This window comes from Shinella sp. WSD5-1 (assembly GCF_963942435.1).
GTDB classification, from domain to species: domain Bacteria; phylum Pseudomonadota; class Alphaproteobacteria; order Rhizobiales; family Rhizobiaceae; genus Shinella; species Shinella yambaruensis.
Map to the genome: position 1 here is coordinate 3,971,493 of NZ_OZ012596.1, position 17,303 is coordinate 3,988,795.

Below are 17,303 nucleotides of genomic sequence, written 5' to 3' on the forward strand. Positions count from 1 at the left end.
ATGGGCGATCTTCTGACACACGACGAATACAAGGCGATTGCCGCCGGCCTCGACTTCCCGACCCAGGCCTTCATCGACGGCGCCTTCCGGCCGGCGATCTCGGGCAAGACCTTCGAAACGAGCAATCCGGCGACGGGCGCGGTACTGGCCAGGGTCGCGTCCTGCGGCCCGGAGGATGTCGACTTCGCCGTCGCCAAGGCGCGAGACGCCTTCGAGGACGGCCGCTGGTCGCGTCTGCATCCGACGGCGCGCAAGGAAATCCTCCTCCGCTTCACCAGGCTCCTGAAGCGCAATGCCCGCGAGCTTGCGGTGCTGGAAAGCCTCGACAGCGGCAAGACGATCTATGATTGCGAGAATGTCGACGTTCCGGAAACCATCCATTGCCTGACCTGGCATGCCGAACTCATCGACAAGATCTACGACCAGGTCTCGCCCGCCTCCGACAACCATATCGCCATGGTGGTGCGCGAGCCGGTCGGCGTGGTCGGCCTCGTGCTGCCCTGGAACTTCCCGCTCCTCATGCTCGCCTGGAAGATCGGCCCGGCGCTGGCGGCGGGCAACTCCGTCATCGTCAAGCCGGCCAAGGAAACGCCGCTGACGGCGCTGCGGGTGGCGGAGCTCGCCATGGAGGCCGGCATCCCCGCCGGCGTGTTCAACGTGCTGCCCGGCGGCGGCGCCGATGTGGGCGAACCGCTCGGCAGGCACATGGACGTCGACATGGTGTCCTTCACCGGCTCCACCGAGACCGGCCGCCGCTTCCCCCGCTATTCGGCCGAGTCCAACCTCAAGGAAGTCACCCTCGAAATGGGCGGCAAGAACCCGGCCGTGGTGCTCGACGATGCGGAGAACCTCGACCGCGTCGCCGCCCACCTCGTCAACGGCGCCTTCTGGAACATGGGCGAGAACTGCTCGGCCTCCTCGCGCCTGATCGTCCAGCGCGGCATCAAGGACGAACTGTTGAAGCGCATGGTGGCGCATGCCCGGGAATGGCCGATGGGCGATCCGCTCGACCCGGAAAGCCGCGTCGGCGCGCTCGTCTCCAAGGCACATTTCGAGAAGGTCGCCTCCTATCTCGAAAAGGGCCAGAAGATCGTGCTCGGCGGCAAGGCCAGGGACGGTTTCGTCGAGCCGACGATCATCGACGTCGCCGACCGCGACGCCAAGGTCGTGCGCGAGGAAATCTTCGGCCCGGTCCTCACGGTGCTGACCGTCGAGAGCTATGACGAGGCGATCGCGCTTGCCAACGACACCGAGTACGGCCTCGCCGCCTCGATCTACACCGCCAATGCCAAGCGGGCGATCCGCGGGGCACGCGCCATCCGCGCCGGCACGGTGACGGTCAACTGCTTCGGCGAAGGCGACATCACGACGCCGTTCGGCGGCTTCAAGTCGTCCGGTTTCGGCGGCCGCGACAACGGCATCCACGCGCATGACCAGTACACGCGCATCAAGACGATCTGGATCGACCTCACCGACGACGTCGACGAGGCCGTGTCTTGATCAATCTTACGGCCGAAAGGCTGCCGGTCCATCGCGGGCCGGCAGCCTGGAGCGCGATCCTTCCCGACCAGCCGCCACCGGAAAGGCTCGAGGGTGACCTTGCCGTCGACGTCGCCATTGTCGGCAGCGGCTTTGCCGGCCTCTCCGCCGCACGGCGGCTACGCCAGATCGACTCGAAAATCCGGATCGCCGTCCTCGATGCGGGACGGCTTGCGGAAGGCGCGTCGGGCCGCAATTCCGGCTTCATGATCGACCTGCCGCACGACGTCTCCTCGGAGGACTATTCCGGCAAGGAGATGAGCGCCGACCAGAAGACCATCGCGCTCAACCGCAGGGCCATCGCCTTTGCCCGCTCGGCCGTCGAGGAATACGGCATCGACCCGGCATTCTTCGATCCGGCCGGCAAGATAAACGGCGCGGCGAGCAGCAAGGCCCATGCGCTGAACGCCAGCTACGCCACCCATCTCAGGCACCTCGGCGAAGCGAGCGAGATGCTCGACGAGACGGCCATGCTGGAGGTGACCGGCAGCCGGCACTATCGCTCCGGCCTCTATACGCCAGGCACCGTCATGATCCAGCCGGCCGGCTACATCCGCGCCGTCGGCGCCGGCCTGCGCAAGGCCGGCGTCGGCGTTTTCGAGGGGTCCCCGGTGGCGCGCATCGCCCGGAGCGGGCAAGGCTGGGCGCTGACGACGCCCCGCGGCACGGTCTCCGCCGCCAGGGTCATCCTTGCCAACAACGGCCATCTCGAAAGCTTCGGCTTCAAGCGCGGCCGGCTGATGCATATCTTCCTCTACGCCTCGATGACCGCGGACCTCGACCGCAGCACGCTGGCCAGGCTCGGCGGCCAGCCGCGCTGGGGCATCACGCCCTCCGACCCGATGGGCACGACCATGCGCCGCATCGATACCGCGCAGGGCGGCAACCGCATCGTCACGCGCACCTGCGCCACATTCCTGCCCGGCATGGTGCCGTCCGAAGCCGCCCTCGCCCGCACGGCCCGCACCCACCGCAAGAAGTTCGCCGACCGGTTCCCCGCCCTTGCCGGCGTGCCGATGGAATACAGCTGGGCCGGGCATCTGTGCCTGACATGGAACGGCGTCTCCGTGATGGGCGAGCTGGAGCCGGGCCTCTACGCGGCCTGCGGCTGCAACGGCCTTGGAACGGTCCGCAGCACACTGATGGGCATCGCCGTGGCCGACCTCGTTGCCGGCAGGCCTTCGGACATCTCGGCCCATTTCCTTGCCGAAGAAGAGCCGGCCAGGCTCGCCCCCCCGCCCTTCGCCGGGATCGGCGCGAACCTCTATCTCAAATGGCGCGAATGGCAGGCGCGCCGGGAATAGCACCGCCGCCGCGAAGGAAACGCACCGATGACCAAAGCCGCCCAGAACCCGCCGGCCTTGCGGATAGGCTTCATCCTTGCGAGGCGCTTCACCCTGTCGGCCATGGCGCTCTTCGTCGATACCTTGCGCCTGGCGGCCGACGACGAGGACGGCTCGCGCAAGATCCGTTGCAGCTGGGACGTGCTCTCGCATGCCCGCGGATTTGCGACATCGAGCTGCGGGGTGCAGGTCGCGTCTACCACCGAGCTGATCGATCCGCGCAAATACACCCATATCGTCGTTGTCGGCGGCCTGCTCGAGGTCGAGGAGCCGCTTGATGCCGCGGCGATCGCCTATCTCCGCAAGGCCGGACAGGCCGGCGTCGGCCTTGTCGGCCTGTGCACGGGGAGCTTCCTCCTGGCCGAAGCCGGGCTCTTGAAGAACCACACCAGCTGTGTCAGCTGGCTGCACCACAAGGCGTTCACGCAGCGCTTCCCGCATCTGAACGCGACGAGCGAGCAGATCTTCAATCTGGACGGCAGGATTGCGACATGCGCGGGGGGAAGCGCCTCGGCCGACCTCGCCGCCGCGCTCGTGCGGCGCCATGTCGGCGAGAGCGCCGAACGGAACGCCACGGAAATCCTGCAGATCTCCAACCGGCGCGAAGCGACCGAGGCCCAGGCGCGAAAACCGCTCGGCATCGAGATCGGCGACCGCCGCGTGCACCAGGCGCTCCGCCTGATGGAGCAGCATCTGGAGGACATTCTGCCGGTCAGCGCGCTTGCGACGCTCATCGGCCTTTCGCGGCGCCAGCTGGAACGGCTTTTTCTCGAATGCCTCGGCACGTCGCCCAGCGCCATCTACCTGCGCCTGCGCCTGGAGAGTGCCCGCCGCATGATGGCCGAGGACCCGAAACGGCCGCTGATCGACATCGCGCTCGCCACCGGCTTTTCCGGGCCTTCGCACTTCTCCATCCGCTTCCGCGCGCATTTCGGCATCAGCCCGACGGAGGCGCGGCGCCTCGACGGCATGCGGAAGGCGGGTCAGGTCGGCTGAGCCTGTGCTTTTGCGCCCGCCCCGGCCAAAACACCAAAAAAGCCGGGCGAGGCGGTCCAAGACCGACCTCGCCCGGCCGTCCGGGTAGGGCTAGTACGCGGACATCCTGATCATTCCAGTTCGCTTTTACTTCGCGCCCTGCACATATCCCTGCCAGCGGGCCAGGAAATCGCTGCGCCCGGCGGCGGCTTCGGCCTCGTTGGTTGCGAAGATCTTGATCTTGTCGAGGGCCGGCAGGTCCACATGGTCGCTCACCACGATGTCGCTGCGGCTCGGGCGGCGGAAGGTGTTTTCGAGCAGCGCGATCTGCATGTCCTTGGAAAGCAGGGCATCCATGGTGCGGCGGCCGAGATCGGCATTCGGCGCGCCCTTGATGAGGGCCATGAATTCCGGCGAGGTGAAGGTGCCTTCCTCCGGATAGACCAGCGCGATCTCTGCCTGGCCGCCGGCGACATAGGCATAGGCGTTCGCCTCGAAGGTAAGGCCGGCGACGAACTCGCCCTGTGCCACGCCACGCAGGATCGACGAGGCGGAGCTGTTGACCAGCACGTTGCCGGCGAGTTTCTCCAAGAATTCCTTGCCCATCAGCTGCTCGATGCCCCAGAGGATCGTATAGGCGGTCGAGCTGTTGTTCGGGTCGGCGATCGCCACCTTGCCCTTCCACTTCGGATCGAGGAAATCCTCCCAGCGCTTCGGCGCCGGGATATCGCCGAGGAGATTGCCGTTGACCATGGCGACCACGACATGGGTGATCGTCGCGCTCCACAGGTCTTCCTTCTGGTGCAGCGTCTCGGGGATCGCCGACAGTTCCTTCGAGCGGTAGGGCTCGAACAGCTGGCGGAAGGCACCGAGCGTGTTCTCGCTCGAGCTCCAGAACACGTCGGCCTGCGGGCTGGCCGCCTCGGCCTCGATACGCCGCAGAAGCTGCCCGCTGCCGCCGGTGATGGTGCTGAGCGAGATGCCCGGCTCGATCTGGCGCAGGCCCTCGGTGACGGCGTCCACCACCTGCGCCGGATTGGGCGTATAGACGACGACCGTGCCGGAGGCCGACTGGGAGAAGGCGATTTTCGGCAGCATCGCCGCTGCAAGGCCGGCAAGCACGCCGCGTCGGGAAATCGTGAAGGTCATGTCGTTCCATCCTCTTTCTGGCTGCCTTTAGGGTTGGCTCCGGCCGCGGGGCAGTCGTCCACGGGCGCATGAATTCGGGTATGCGGGCGCGGGGCCGCGGCTCAGCCAGACGAGAACAGCTCCACCTTGAACACCTTCGTCGCGATGACGATCGGGATGAGGATCACCGCCAGAAGCAGCACGCCCATCGCCGAGGCCGAGGCCATCAGGTTGCTGTCGATCAGCTTGTAGATCTGGATCGGCATGGTCTCGCGGCCGCCGGAATAGACGATGATCGACGTCGAGAGTTCGGAGACCGTGACAGCCCAGGTCAGCACCATGGCCGAGGCGATGGCCGGCAGCATCAGCGGCAGCACCACCTTGAAGAAGCTCGGCACCGGCGGCACGCCGAGGCTGATCGACGCCTCCTCGATGGAATCGGGGATGTTGTAGAGCGTCGAGGAGGCGTTGCGCATGGCGAACGGCAGGCGGCGGATGACATAGGCGAGCACGATGATCGCGCCGGTCCCCGTCAGCGGCAGCCAGCCGCCGTTGAAGGACATGGCGAGGCCGATGCCGATCGCGGTGCCCGAAAGGGCCAGCGGCAAGGTGCCGAGATAGTCGAGCAGCGGCGTGAAGGTGTTGCGCTTCTTGACGATCATGTAGCTGATGATGGTGCTTGCCATCATGCCGATGACCGTTGCCGTGCCGGCATAGAGAAGCGTGTTGAGGATCGGCGCGGGATTGGTGAGAAGCAGGCGCTCGAAATTGGCGAAGGTCCATTCGCCCCAGGCCATGACCGGGCCGCGGGCCTGGGTGAAGGCGCCGGCGACCAGCATGACGAGCGGCATCAGCGAGATGACGACCACCGCCCCCGCCGCCCCGCCGAGCAGCAGGGCCTGCCCGCCGGCGAGCGGAACCGGCCGGGCGCTGCGGCCCTGTACCACCTGATAGCGGCCGCGTGACAGGATCCAGCGCTGGCAGAACAGCACGATGACGATGAGGCCGACGGCGACGCTCGCCAGCGTGCTCTGCATGACCGGGTCGCTGCCGCCTTCGGCGACGGCCGCCTGGTACGTCATGACCGAGAGCAGCTTGACCGGTCCGCCGAGGATCGACGAGGTGCCGAAATTGCCCATGACCATGGTGAAGACCAGGAGCGCGCCGGCCATGACCGAGGGCAGGATGACCGGCACCAGAACCTTGAGGCGCGACTTGACCGGCGAGGTGCCGAGGCTTTGCGCGGCCTCCTCGAGCTGCACGTCGAAGCCGCGCACGGCGGCGAGCGTGCTGATATAGACATAGGCGTAGTAGGTGAAGGTCAGCGAGACGATCAGCCCGTTCCAGCCGTAGAAGCTCGGCAGCGCGATGTCATAGGCGCGCAGCGCGCGGGTGATTACCCCGTTGTTGCCGAGCAGCATCAGCCAGGTCTGCGCCGTGATGACCTCCGGGAGGACCAGCGTGATCAGCGGCAGCAGGGCAAGCGCCGATTTGCCCGGGAAGCTGTAGCGCGAGGCGAGATAGGCGAGCGGCACGCCGATGAGGACCGACAGCAGCGTCACCGCGGTGGCGAGGATGAGCGTGTTGCCGATCGCCTCCAGATAGGTCGTGTCGGCAAGGAGCTGCGCCCAGCCGTTGCGCCCGCCGCTGCCGAAGCTGCCGGTCAGGATGTTGAGCAGCGGATAGAGCAGGAAGACGGCCATGACGACGAGCATGGCAAGCGACAGCCACCACCAGACCGCGCGGGTTCCGGACGCGCCGCTCATGATGCCAGCACCAGGGTCTTTTGCGGATCGAAGCCGAGGTCGACGGCCGCGCCCGGCACGTGGCGGTCGTGGCCGTCGCCATGGGTCTCGACGGCAAGAGTGATGCCCTCGCCGATCTCGACCACATAGCTGGTCTTGCCGCCGAGATATTGCCGGCCGGTGACGGTGCCCGCCACGCGGTTGCCGCCGCCCTCGCCGCGCGGGGCGAGCGAAATATCCTCCGGCCGCGCGACGAACATCGCCTTCGGCCCGGTGAGCGGTGCGGGAACACGCGCCGCCATGGCATGGCCGGCAAGGCGGATGCTGGCGGTGCCTTGCCCCGCGGTTCCGGCCGGCGCGTCGATCTCGATCGTGTTCGCCGCGCCGACGAAATCGGCAACATAGGCACTGACGGATTCGCGGTAGATCTGCGACGGCGTGCCGACCTGCTCCAGCTTCCCGCTCTTCATCACGCCGATCCGGTCGGACATGGCGAGCGCCTCCTCCTGGTCGTGGGTGACGAAGACGGTGGTGATGCCGGCCTCGCGCTGCAGTTCGGTGATCGTGCCGCGCACCTGCAGGCGCAGCTTGGCGTCGAGGTTCGACAGCGGCTCGTCCATCAGCAGCACCTGCGGCTGGATGACCAGCGCGCGGGCAAGCGCCACGCGCTGGCGCTGGCCGCCGGAAAGGGCCGCCGGATGGCGCTCGCCAAGATGGCCGAGGCCGACCCGCTCCAGCGCCTCGCCGATCTTGCGCCGCATCGTGGCGCCCTCCTCGCCGCGGGCGCGCAGGCCATAGGCGACGTTGTCGTTGACGGTCTTGTCGGGAAACAGCGCGTAATCCTGAAAGACCATGCCGATGTTGCGACGATGGGCGGGAAGCCGCGTCACATCCGACCCGCCGAACAGTATCCTCCCGGCGGAAGCGTCGATGAAGCCGGCTATGGTACGCAGGAGCGTGGTCTTGCCGCAACCGGACGGGCCGAGCAGCGTGAAGAACGAGCCGGGCTCGATCGCCAGCGACAGCCCCTCGATGACCCGGTGATTTCCGTAGGTCACACCGAGGTTCTCAATCTTGATTCCCATCTCGTCCTCCTCCCCTTTTCCGTCCGTCAGCCCATCGCGGCCTGAACGAGCGCCAGCGCATCGCGGTGGCGGGCCGGATCGCCGGCGGCCAGGATACGAGGGCCGCTTTCAAGCGTGATCGGCTTTCCGTCCCAATCGGTGACGACACCGCCCGCACCCGCGATGATCGGCGTATAGGGCGCAAGGTCGTGGATCTTGAACTGGGTGTCGATGTGCACGTCGGTCCGGCCGGAGGCGAGCAGGCCGAAGCTGAGGCACGCGCCGCCATAGATGCGCCAGGCCGTCGCCTCGCGCAGCGCGTTGAGCGCCGGGTGCTCGGAAAGATGGAAGAAATCCGGATTGCAGACGGAGAGCATCGCGCTGCCGAGGTCGGGGCAGCCGCGCGTCCTGCAGGGCGCGCCGTTCAAAAGCGTCTGCCGCCCTTCGACGCCGACCCAGCGATTGCCGCCCGACGGTTGGTCGATGATGCCGATGACGGGACGGCCATTGTGCATCAGCGCGATCAGCGTGCCGAAGACCGGCATGCCGGCGATGAACGGCGCCGTGCCGTCGATCGGATCGAGCACCCAGACGAACTCGGAATCGACCGATGCGCCGCCCTGCTCCTCGCCGATTACGCCATGGTCGGGATAGGCCTCGGTGATCAGCTCGCGCAGCCGCCGCTCGATCGCCAGGTCCATATCGGTCACGAAGCTGCGGTCGGGCTTCATCTCGATGGCGCGCTGCTGCCCCATCACGTCGAGAAGCATCCGCCGGCTTTCGTCGGCGAGAACCCCGGCAAAGGCTGCCAAGCGGTCGAGCGCCGCATCGTTCAATGTATTCCCGCCCGTCGACATCCTGGCTCCTTCTCCCGATTTTCCACACCGCGAACGTTCATTCGCTCTTCTAGCGGGGAATGTTGCATAATGTAGCAAATGCGTCAATCTGTAATTTGCGTGCGATGAACGAAGGAGGATAATGGACAAAACGACAGGTCTGCGCAGCAACGGGAAAAAACCATGTGGCAAGAGGAACGACACCAGAAGATCCGGGCTATGCTGACATCGTTCGGCCAGGTTTCGATCGATCGAATCGTAGAGAGTTTTGGCGTTTCGCGTCAAACTGTACGGCGCGATCTGATCGATATGGAACAATCTGGAATATTGCGTCGCATCCGCGGCGGCGCGGTTCCGGTCGAAACCGAGGATATGGAGTTCAGCGTCCGCATCACGCAGCGGCTGCATGAAAAGCGCGCGCTCTGCGTCGCCGCGCTCCGGCTATTGAAAAGCCACCAGACCATCTTCCTGGACGCCGGCTCGACGACGACGATCATGGCGGAGGTCCTGGCGGGCCCGACCGGCCTCACGGATCTCACGGTCGTCACCAACTCCCTGGAGGCGGCCACGCGACTTGCACAGGTGCCGAACAGCCAGGAGAACGGCATCCGCGTGCAGCTCCTGCGCGGACCGGTCAAGCGCGATCCGCTGGAAACCTGGGGCGGCGCCACGGTTGCCGATATCTACAGCTATCATGCGGACATGGCCCTGCTCTCGCCGCTCGGCATCGATGCCGCCTCCGGCGCGACCTATTATCAGCTTCACGGAGCCGAGATCGCGGAGGCGATGGCGCGCCAGGCGGCCAAGATCACCATTCTTGCCGATCATGCGAAAATCGGCGTGACCAGCCGGAAATGTGTCTGCCCGACGGGCGAGATCGACTACGTGGTCGTCGATTCCAAGGCACGCGAGCGTCCCGGCTTCGCCGCGCTCGAGAGCACCGTCGCCGAACTCGTCGTTGCCGAGGGCTGATCACGGCAGCGCCACGCCCTCGGCCTCTGAGCGAGCAAGCCGCGCAGCCGTTTCATCGGCTGGCGTTCCCGTTTTGGTCGAAGCGATGGATTCGCGTTTCGTCTGGCGTTAGGAAGACGGTGTCGCCGTGTGTTACGGGGAAGTCGCCGCCGGCGCGCACGGTGACCATGCCGATGGCCTCGGCATTGACGTGCAGGAAGGTGTCGGAGCCGAGATGCTCGGCGACGCCGACGACGCCCTTCCAGGTGCCGCCCTCCTTGGACAGGCGGATATGCTCCGGCCTTATGCCGACGGTCGGGGCGTTCCAGGGCCTGGCCGCCTCGCCCTTGACGAAGTTCATGCGCGGCGAGCCGATGAAGCCGGCGACGAACAGGTTGTCCGGCTTGTTGTAGAGATCGAGCGGCGAGCCGACCTGCTCGATGTTGCCGGCGTTCAGCACGACGATCTTGTCGGCCATGGTCATCGCCTCCACCTGGTCGTGGGTGACGTAGATCATCGTCGTCTTCAGCTGGTGGTGCAGCTCGGAGATCTCCAGCCGCATCGTGCCGCGCAGCGCCGCGTCGAGGTTGGAGAGCGGCTCGTCGAACAGGAAGGCCGAGGGCTCGCGCACGATCGCCCGGCCGATCGCCACGCGCTGGCGCTGGCCGCCGGACAGCTGGCCCGGGCGGCGTTCGAGATAGTTGGTCAGGTTCAAGACGCGCGCCGCTTCCGCCACCTTCTTCTCGATGACGGCCGGATCGGTCTTGGCCATCTTCAGGGGGAAGGCGATGTTGTTCTTCACCGTCATGTGCGGATAGAGCGCATAGGACTGGAACACCATGGCGAGCCCGCGCCTGGCGGGCGCGGCCGATGTCACGTCCTTGCCGTCGATCTCGATCGTGCCGCTCGTCGTGTCCTCCAGGCCCGCGATGAGGCGCAGCAGCGTGGACTTGCCGCAGCCCGACGGGCCGACGAAGACGACGAACTCGCCGTCCTCGATCGTCAGGTCGATGCCCGGAATGACCTGCGTGGCGCCAAAGCTCTTGTTGACCTTTTTAAGGATGATCTTGCCCATGATGGTCCCTCCCGTCTGTTTCGTTACTTCACGGCGCCGAAGGTGAGGCCGCGGACAAGCTGTTTCTGGCTGAACCAGCCCATGATCAGGATCGGGGCGATGGCGAGCGTCGAGGCCGCCGAGAGCTTGGCCCAGAACAGACCCTGCGGGCTGGAGAACGAGGCGATGAAGGCGGTCAGCGGCGCGGCGTTCGTCGTCGTCAGCCGGATCGTCCAGAAGGCCTCGTTCCAGGCGAGGATGATGTTGAGCAGCATGGTGGACGCAATGCCCGGCACCGCCATCGGGGTCAGCACGTAGACGATCTCGCCCCACAGCGACGCCCCGTCCATGCGCGCGGCCTCCAGGATCTCGCCGGGGATCTCGCGGAAATAGGTGTAGAGCATCCAGATGACGATCGGCAGGTTGATCAGCGTCAGCATGACGGTGAGCCCCACGCGGCTGTCGAGCAGGCCCGTGTCGCGGAAGATCAGGTAGATCGGCACCAGCACGGCGACGGCCGGCATCATCTTGGTCGACAGCATCCACATCAGGATGTCCTTGGTCCTTCTCGTCGGCGAGAAGGCCATCGACCAGGCCGCCGGCACGGCGATCAAGAGCGCCAGCAGCGTCGAGCCGACCGAGATGATCACCGAGTTCAGGAAGAACTTGAAGTAGTTGCTCTGCGCCTGCACGGCCGCGTAGCTCTCCACCGTGCCCGACGGCAGGATGTCGAAGCCCTGGATCGCCTCGGTCTCGGACTTGAACGAGGTGATGATCGTATAGAGGATCGGGAAGAAGAGGATCAGCGCGATGATCCAGGCGGCGATGGTGAAGACGGCGGTTCGTCTTGTCGAGACGGCTCTGGCCATGGTCTTGTCCTCCCTAAAGGCTGTTCCGGGACCGTGCGGAGCGGTGTTCCGTCCGGAACGGCGGTAAACTACTTGTCCAGGTTCTTGCCGACGGCGCGCATCAGGAAGAAGGCGACGATGTTGGCGAGGATGACGGCGATGATGCCGCCGGCCGAGGCGCCGCCGACGTCGTAGCCGAGCAGCGCCGTGCGGTAGATCAGGAACGGCAGGTTGGTCGAGGCATAGCCCGGCCCGCCGTTGGTGGTGACGAGGATCTCCGCATAGACGCCGAGCAGGAAGATCGTCTGGATCAGGATGACGACGGTGATCGAGCGGGAAAGATGCGGCAGCGTCAGGTAGACGAAGCGGGAGACGAAGCCGGCCCCGTCCATCTCCGCCGCCTCCTTCTGCTCGCCGTCGAGCGATTGCAGCGCGGTCAAGAGGATGAGGGTGGCGAACGGCAGCCATTGCCAGGCGACGATGATGATGATCGAGAACAGCGGATACTGCGCGAACCAGTCGACCGGCTGCAGGCCGACGGCGCGGTTGATGTCCGCCAGCACGCCGTAGCCCGGATGCATGATCATGTTCTTCCACACCAGCGCGGCCACCGGCGGCATGACGAAGAAGGGCGAGATGATCATGATGCGCACGATGCCCTGGCCCCACATCGGCTGGTCGAGCAGCAGCGCAATCGCGATGCCGCCGACGACGGTGATCAGCAGCACCCCGCCGACGATCAGGAGCGTGTTCCAGATCGACTGGAAGAAGGCCGGGTCGGTGTAGAAATACTGATAGTTGAACAGCCCCGCCCAGCTGACATTGGCCGGGTTCAACAGGTTGTAGTTCTGGAACGAGAACCACAGCGTCATCGCCAGCGGAACGATCATCCACACCAGAAGCAGCCCGACTGAGGGCGCCAACATCAACCGCGCCAAACCACGCGTGTTCTCCGTCGCCATGAAATTCCTCCCATTCCTCACGCGGCGGCCTCTTCCTGCCGCGCGCTTTTCTCCGTCACGGCCGATTGGCGGCCGCGCCGTCATAGATCGCCAGAACGCGATCCACCGCGGCGATCAGGATGTCTTCCGCGCGATCGGCCTCCTGTGGCACGATCGTGGGCAGATACTGGTGCAGCACCGTTTCGGGAATGCGAACGCCGGAAAGCGCCGACAGCAGGGCCGCAACGGCGGCCTCCGCCTCCGGCCGCGTCCAGTAGTAGCGGATGCGGTCGCTGTAGCTGAAATGGCGCTGGATCCTGAGCGCAGTCTCATCGCCGTGGTAATAGCCGCTCCAGGACCCGGGCACATCGACCATCAAGGCTTCCATCGCCCGCGCCAGCGGTCGGTCGCCATAGCCGGGCACGATGTCCGAGGCGACGAGATCGAGCGCATAGAGCGCCTCGCGGTAGGCAAAGGTGAGGCCCGGCCCGACCTTCAGGATGGGAAAACCATCGCCGACCAGCGCGGCCAACGCCTCTTCCGTCTGGTAATCGGTGGAATGCGCCTCGAAGACCAGCGCCGGCTCCTCGTCGAGCAGGGTGCTGAGGGCCGCGGCGCGCGGCGGATCGTAGGCGACGACATTGTCGCTGCCGAACTCCACGCCGGGCTGCACGACGAAGGCGATGACCCGCGCGAAGGCATCGGAAAGCCCTGCCTTACCGAAAGCGGCACGGTGCACGGCGATCGTCTCCCGCGCAGCGTCGGGCGCGGTCGGCTCGACCGTCGCCAGCGCATGGTCGGCACCGCCGGGCACAGGCACCTCCGTGCCGAGGATATAGACGGGAGCGGGCAGGTTCCCGCGCCGGGCGGTTTCCTCCGCGACGGCGCAAAGAGCCGCGGCACGTTCGGCAACGGTACGGTCGTCCAGGGCGGCCGGCTCGCCGGCGCAGCCCATCGAGGCGTCGAGATGGATTTTCGTGAAGCCGGCCGCGACATAGGCCTCCACCATGCCGGCCGCTTTTTCGAGCGCGACCGAAGCCTGCCCCCTGCGCCAGGGATTGGGCCCGAGATGATCACCACCGAAGATGATCTTGTCCCGCGCAACGCCTTCCTCGGCGGCAATCACTTCTACGAAAGCGATGAAATCGGCGGGCGTCATGCCGGTATAGCCGCCGAACTGGTTGACCTGGTTGCAGGTCGCTTCGATCAGCACCGGCCCCTCGCCCTTCGCCGCCCGGCGCAACGCGGCACGCAGCACGGTCGGGTGCGCGGAGCAGACAGAGGCGATGCCATAGGGACGGCCCGCGCGGCGGGCCGCGGCCAGGCCCGTGAGGAAGCGGCTCATGCCCCCGCCTCCCGGCCGGCAGCCGCAATGAATTGATCGAGCGCCTGCCGGCTGGACACGCCTTCCATCGGCCCCTGCCGGTTGACCGCGCACGCCCCGGCGGCATTGGCGTAAAGCAGCGCGTGAGCGGGCAGAAGGCCAGCGCGGCGGCCGGTGAGATAGGTGGCTCCGAAACAGTCGCCCGCGCCCGTCGGATCGATCTCCTCCACGGCAAAAGCCGGGCAATCGATACGGCCGGAATCCCGGCTGAAATGGCTGGAACCGGCGCTGCCGCGCTTCAGCACGACCTCGCCGATGCCGAGGCCGAGCAGGCGTTCCACCGCGGCCTCTTCCGTCGCCTCGCCGGCCGCGACGAGCAATTCGTCTCCGGAGGGCAGCAGGAGATCGGTGACAGCCAGCATGTCATCGACGAGCTTGCGGCCCTCGCCGTCCTGCGCCAGCTCCTTGCGGATGTTCGGATCGAAGGAGACCGAGCCGCCTCGCGCCCTGACCGAAGCGACCGCCTCGAGAAGGAGGTCGCCGATGCCGCGGATTGCGAAAGCGGACCCCATGACGTGGACATGGCCGGCACGGGCGATGAGCGCGCGCGCCGCGTTCGTCATCGTCGTGTCGCCGGCCGCGGAATGGGCGATATTGTAGACGAAATCCCGCGAGCCATCCGCCCGATAGCGCACGAAGGCACTGCCGGTCGGCTTGCCGGGAATGACCGCGATGGCCGACACGTCGACGCCATCGGCGCGCAGCCGCTCCACGTTGAGCGTGCCGAAGTCATCGGCGCCGACCGCCGCCACAATGCCCGCCGCACCGCCGAACCGCGCCACCTGATCGATGAAGATCGCCGGCGCGCCGCTCGCAAACGGCCCGACGAGCGGCTGCGGCGCAAGGAACCCCGCCCCGACCGTCGTCGCCATGATCTCCACCAGGATCTCACCGACCGTCACCGTCGGCCCCAGGCCTTCCGGCGCCACTGCGCTCACTCTCATCAATGCACCCTCCCTGCGACGGAGCCCGAAAGCATACCGCGATCATTTCCCATTGGTGATAGCGGATCGGCCCTGCAAAAGTCAACAATTTTTTACGTACGTAAATTTATTTATGTGAAATTCGATTGCAACTCCTCAAGAAGGCTGGAGAGAAAATCTGCAGCTTCATATTAATTCCCTTTTATTACAGCGCATTACCGGAAATCCTCGCCATTGCACCATCGCAATCGCAAAATTTGTCGCTTGACAACAATGGCTGTTTCACCACATAAAAACTTTACGCATGGCATTTTATGCGTAAACATCCGTAAAGGAGGAACGGACCCATGAGGAACATGACCCGCATTCTATCGTCGTCCGCCATCGGCCTTGGATTGCTGACCGGCCTCGCACAGGCCGAGGAAATCAGCATCGCCACCGTGAACAACGGCGACATGATCATCATGCAGAAGCTTTCCGGCGCCTGGGAAAAGGAAACCGGAAACAAGATCAACTGGATCGTGCTCGAGGAGAACGTGCTGCGCGAGCGCGTGACCACCGACATCGCCACCAGGGGCGGCCAGTTCGACATCATGACCATCGGCGGCTACGAGGCGCCGATCTGGGGCAGGCAGGGCTGGCTGGCGCCGGTCGACGACCTCGGCGATGACTACGACTATGCGGACCTGCTGGAGCCGATCAAGGCGGGCCTGACGGTCGACGGCAAGCTCTATGCCGTCCCCTTCTATACGGAAAGCTCGTTCACGCTTTACCGCAAGGACCTGTTCGATGCCGCCGGCCTTACCATGCCGGAACAGCCGACCTACGAACAGATCAAGGAATTCGCCGCCAAGCTGACCGACAAGTCCAAGCAGCAATATGGCATCTGCCTGCGCGGCAAGCCGGGCTGGGGCGAGAACATGGCGTTTGTCGGCACCATGGTGAACGCCTATGGCGGCCGCTGGTTCGACATGGATTGGAAGCCTCAGCTCAATTCCGAGCCGTGGAAGAAGGCGATCACCGACTATGTCGCGCTGCTTTCGGACTACGGCCCGCAGGGGGCCACCGCCAACGGCTTCAACGAGAACCAGACGCTCTTTGCGACGGGCCACTGCGCCATGTGGATCGACGCGACGTCGGCCGCCGGCCGCGTCTACGACCCCAAGCAGAGCCAGGTCGCCGACAAGATCGCCTTCACGCGCGCGCCGATCGCCGAGACAGCGAACGGATCGAGCTGGTCCTGGTCATGGAACCTTGCCATTCCAGCGACCACGCAGAAGGCCGAAGTCGCCAAGTCGTTCCTCAAATGGGCGACCTCCAAGGACTATGTGAAGCTGGTCGGCGAGAGCGAAGGCTGGGTCGCCGTGCCGCCCGGCACGCGCAAGTCGACCTACGCGCTGCCGGAGTACCAGAAGGCGGCCCCCTTCGCGGAAACCGTGCTTCAGGCCATCCTCTCGGCCGACCCGTCGAAGCCCACCAAGGATCCGGTGCCCTATACCGGCGTGCAGTTCGTCGCCATTCCGGAGTTCCAGGCGATCGGCACCTTCGTCGGCCAGCAGGTCAGCGCGGCCCTTGCCGGCCAGCAGACGGTCGATGCGGCACTCGATGCCGCCCAGGTCCAGGTCGAGCGCGACATGACCCGCGCCGGCTACATCAAGTAAGGCTCCCGCCTGCGGGTTTGGCCCGCAGGCCCTCCCAGGAGGACCCGGCACTCCGGTGCCGGGTTTCCCGCACGACGAACATTTCCAACGAACGCATTTCGCGGCACCGGCTTTGCCCCGCAACGCATGGAGAAGAGACATGAAACTCAAGGACAAGGTCGCGCTCATCACCGGCGGCGCACGCGGCATCGGCCTCGGCTTTGCCGAAGCCTTCGTGGCCGAGGGCGCCAAGGTCGTCATCGCCGACATCAATCTCGCCCGCGCCGAGGAAGCGGCGGCGGCGATCGGCCCGGCCGCGACAGCCATCAGGATCGACGTCACCAACCTTCAGGACATCGATGCGGTCGTCGGCAAGATCGACGCCGATTTCGGCGGCATCGACATCCTCGTCAACAATGCCGCGATCTTCGACATGGCGCCGATCCAGGCGATCACCGAGGAGAGCTACGACCGTGTCTTCGACGTCAACTTGAAAGGCCCGCTCTTCACCATGAAGGCCGTCGCCAACGTGATGATCGCCCGCGGGCGCGGCGGCAAGATCATCAACATGGCGAGCCAGGCCGGCCGGCGCGGCGAGGCGCTGGTGACGCTCTACTGCGCCTCCAAGGCCGCGATCATTTCGGCAACCCAGTCGGCAGCGCTCGCCCTCGTCAAATACGGCATCAACGTCAATGCGATCGCCCCCGGGGTGGTGGATGGCGAACACTGGGACATCGTCGACGCCAAATTCGCCGAATGGGAAGGCCTGAAGCCCGGCGAGAAGAAGGCTGCCGTGGCGAAATCCGTGCCGATCGGCCGCTTCGCCACGCCCGACGACATCAAGGGCCTCGCCGTCTTCCTCGCCTCCAGCGACAGCGACTACATTCTCGCCCAGACATACAATGTCGACGGCGGCAACTGGATGAGCTGAG

Annotated in this window: 15 protein-coding genes and 1 pseudogene; 7 read left to right on the forward strand and 9 right to left on the reverse strand. The window is 65.8% G+C overall.

The annotated features are described in order from the left end of the window. The 3 genes from AABQ55_RS19450 to AABQ55_RS19460 are packed head-to-tail and all read left to right on the forward strand — an operon-like array spanning position 1 to position 3,878. The gene (locus tag AABQ55_RS19450) at positions 1 to 1,500 is read left to right on the forward strand and encodes an aldehyde dehydrogenase (protein WP_272806190.1); all 1,500 of its coding nucleotides are present in this window, start codon (positions 1 to 3) and stop codon (positions 1,498 to 1,500) included. Next, positions 1,497 to 2,843 (forward strand): NAD(P)/FAD-dependent oxidoreductase, encoded by a 1,347-nt coding sequence (locus AABQ55_RS19455; protein ID WP_272806191.1) that lies wholly within the window; start codon positions 1,497 to 1,499, stop codon positions 2,841 to 2,843. Before AABQ55_RS19450 ends, AABQ55_RS19455 begins: the two co-directional genes overlap by 4 nt. Before the next feature lie 27 nt (positions 2,844 to 2,870). Further along, positions 2,871 to 3,878, forward strand: a complete 1,008-nt coding sequence (locus tag AABQ55_RS19460) for a GlxA family transcriptional regulator (protein WP_272806192.1) — start codon at positions 2,871 to 2,873, stop codon at positions 3,876 to 3,878. A gap of 126 nt (positions 3,879 to 4,004) precedes the next feature. Here the strand turns inward: AABQ55_RS19460 and AABQ55_RS19465 are convergent, their stop codons facing one another. From AABQ55_RS19465 to AABQ55_RS19480, 4 genes are all read right to left on the reverse strand, one after another. Further along, a complete protein-coding gene (locus AABQ55_RS19465; protein WP_272806193.1) occupies positions 4,005 to 5,006 on the reverse strand; it encodes an ABC transporter substrate-binding protein in 1,002 nt (333 codons plus the stop codon). Positions 5,007 to 5,107: 101 nt separating this feature from the next. Next, positions 5,108 to 6,751, reverse strand: a complete 1,644-nt coding sequence (locus tag AABQ55_RS19470) for an ABC transporter permease (RefSeq protein ID WP_272806194.1) — start codon at positions 6,749 to 6,751, stop codon at positions 5,108 to 5,110. Next, entirely contained in the window at positions 6,748 to 7,815 is a 1,068-nt protein-coding gene (locus AABQ55_RS19475; protein ID WP_272806195.1) for an ABC transporter ATP-binding protein, read from the reverse strand. Before AABQ55_RS19475 ends, AABQ55_RS19470 begins: the two co-directional genes overlap by 4 nt. Before the next feature lie 26 nt (positions 7,816 to 7,841). After that, positions 7,842 to 8,651, reverse strand: a complete 810-nt coding sequence (locus AABQ55_RS19480) for an inositol monophosphatase family protein (protein ID WP_272806196.1) — start codon at positions 8,649 to 8,651, stop codon at positions 7,842 to 7,844. Between the two features lie 162 nt (positions 8,652 to 8,813). Between AABQ55_RS19480 and AABQ55_RS37780 the strand changes: the two are divergent. Then, positions 8,814 to 8,981, forward strand: a pseudogene (locus AABQ55_RS37780) (DeoR family transcriptional regulator); the annotation flags it as partial. Between the two features lie 21 nt (positions 8,982 to 9,002). Further along, positions 9,003 to 9,602, forward strand: coding sequence for a DeoR/GlpR family DNA-binding transcription regulator (locus AABQ55_RS19485; RefSeq protein ID WP_245082617.1), 600 nt, complete (start codon positions 9,003 to 9,005; stop codon positions 9,600 to 9,602). A gap of 52 nt (positions 9,603 to 9,654) precedes the next feature. Here AABQ55_RS19485 and AABQ55_RS19490 read toward each other — a convergent pair whose 3' ends face one another. From AABQ55_RS19490 to AABQ55_RS19510, 5 genes are all read right to left on the reverse strand, one after another. Beyond that, positions 9,655 to 10,656: an ABC transporter ATP-binding protein gene (locus AABQ55_RS19490; RefSeq protein WP_272806197.1), complete on the reverse strand. Its 1,002-nt coding sequence runs from the start codon at positions 10,654 to 10,656 to the stop codon at positions 9,655 to 9,657. A gap of 23 nt (positions 10,657 to 10,679) precedes the next feature. Then, positions 10,680 to 11,504, reverse strand: coding sequence for a carbohydrate ABC transporter permease (locus AABQ55_RS19495; protein ID WP_245083430.1), 825 nt, complete (start codon positions 11,502 to 11,504; stop codon positions 10,680 to 10,682). A gap of 68 nt (positions 11,505 to 11,572) precedes the next feature. Beyond that, positions 11,573 to 12,445 carry a carbohydrate ABC transporter permease gene (locus AABQ55_RS19500; protein WP_272806198.1) on the reverse strand — a complete coding sequence of 291 codons (873 nt, stop codon included), beginning with the start codon at positions 12,443 to 12,445 and terminating at the stop codon, positions 11,573 to 11,575. A 55-nt stretch (positions 12,446 to 12,500) separates the two neighbouring features. Continuing rightward, positions 12,501 to 13,769 carry a D-tagatose-bisphosphate aldolase, class II, non-catalytic subunit gene (locus AABQ55_RS19505; protein WP_272806199.1) on the reverse strand — a complete coding sequence of 423 codons (1,269 nt, stop codon included), beginning with the start codon at positions 13,767 to 13,769 and terminating at the stop codon, positions 12,501 to 12,503. Beyond that, a complete protein-coding gene (locus tag AABQ55_RS19510; RefSeq protein WP_272806200.1) occupies positions 13,766 to 14,752 on the reverse strand; it encodes a tagatose kinase in 987 nt (328 codons plus the stop codon). Before AABQ55_RS19510 ends, AABQ55_RS19505 begins: the two co-directional genes overlap by 4 nt. A gap of 335 nt (positions 14,753 to 15,087) precedes the next feature. Between AABQ55_RS19510 and AABQ55_RS19515 the strand changes: the two genes are divergently transcribed. Both AABQ55_RS19515 and AABQ55_RS19520 read left to right on the forward strand, forming a co-directional pair. Beyond that, a complete protein-coding gene (locus AABQ55_RS19515) occupies positions 15,088 to 16,392 on the forward strand; it encodes an ABC transporter substrate-binding protein (RefSeq protein ID WP_443021158.1) in 1,305 nt (434 codons plus the stop codon). A 139-nt stretch (positions 16,393 to 16,531) separates the two neighbouring features. Further along, positions 16,532 to 17,302 (forward strand): L-iditol 2-dehydrogenase, encoded by a 771-nt coding sequence (locus AABQ55_RS19520; RefSeq protein ID WP_272806202.1) that lies wholly within the window; start codon positions 16,532 to 16,534, stop codon positions 17,300 to 17,302. Position 17,303 lies beyond the last annotated feature (1 nt).

What these genes read in the sequence shown, in the direction of transcription:
- AABQ55_RS19510 (WP_272806200.1), bottom strand. Translation starts at nt 14,752, where the DNA reads ATGAGAGTGAGCGCAGTGGCGCCGGAAGGCCTGGGGCCGACGGTGACG.
- AABQ55_RS19520 (WP_272806202.1), top strand. Translation starts at nt 16,532, where the DNA reads ATGAAACTCAAGGACAAGGTCGCGCTCATCACCGGCGGCGCACGCGGC.
- AABQ55_RS19495 (WP_245083430.1), bottom strand. Translation starts at nt 11,504, where the DNA reads ATGGCCAGAGCCGTCTCGACAAGACGAACCGCCGTCTTCACCATCGCC.
- AABQ55_RS19465 (WP_272806193.1), bottom strand. Translation starts at nt 5,006, where the DNA reads ATGACCTTCACGATTTCCCGACGCGGCGTGCTTGCCGGCCTTGCAGCG.
- AABQ55_RS19505 (WP_272806199.1), bottom strand. Translation starts at nt 13,769, where the DNA reads ATGAGCCGCTTCCTCACGGGCCTGGCCGCGGCCCGCCGCGCGGGCCGT.
- AABQ55_RS19460 (WP_272806192.1), top strand. Translation starts at nt 2,871, where the DNA reads ATGACCAAAGCCGCCCAGAACCCGCCGGCCTTGCGGATAGGCTTCATC.
- AABQ55_RS19490 (WP_272806197.1), bottom strand. Translation starts at nt 10,656, where the DNA reads ATGGGCAAGATCATCCTTAAAAAGGTCAACAAGAGCTTTGGCGCCACG.
- AABQ55_RS19515 (WP_443021158.1), top strand. Translation starts at nt 15,088, where the DNA reads ATGACCCGCATTCTATCGTCGTCCGCCATCGGCCTTGGATTGCTGACC.
- AABQ55_RS19470 (WP_272806194.1), bottom strand. Translation starts at nt 6,751, where the DNA reads ATGAGCGGCGCGTCCGGAACCCGCGCGGTCTGGTGGTGGCTGTCGCTT.
- AABQ55_RS19500 (WP_272806198.1), bottom strand. Translation starts at nt 12,445, where the DNA reads ATGGCGACGGAGAACACGCGTGGTTTGGCGCGGTTGATGTTGGCGCCC.
- AABQ55_RS19485 (WP_245082617.1), top strand. Translation starts at nt 9,003, where the DNA reads ATGGAGTTCAGCGTCCGCATCACGCAGCGGCTGCATGAAAAGCGCGCG.
- AABQ55_RS19480 (WP_272806196.1), bottom strand. Translation starts at nt 8,651, where the DNA reads ATGTCGACGGGCGGGAATACATTGAACGATGCGGCGCTCGACCGCTTG.
- AABQ55_RS19450 (WP_272806190.1), top strand. Translation starts at nt 1, where the DNA reads ATGGGCGATCTTCTGACACACGACGAATACAAGGCGATTGCCGCCGGC.
- AABQ55_RS19475 (WP_272806195.1), bottom strand. Translation starts at nt 7,815, where the DNA reads ATGGGAATCAAGATTGAGAACCTCGGTGTGACCTACGGAAATCACCGG.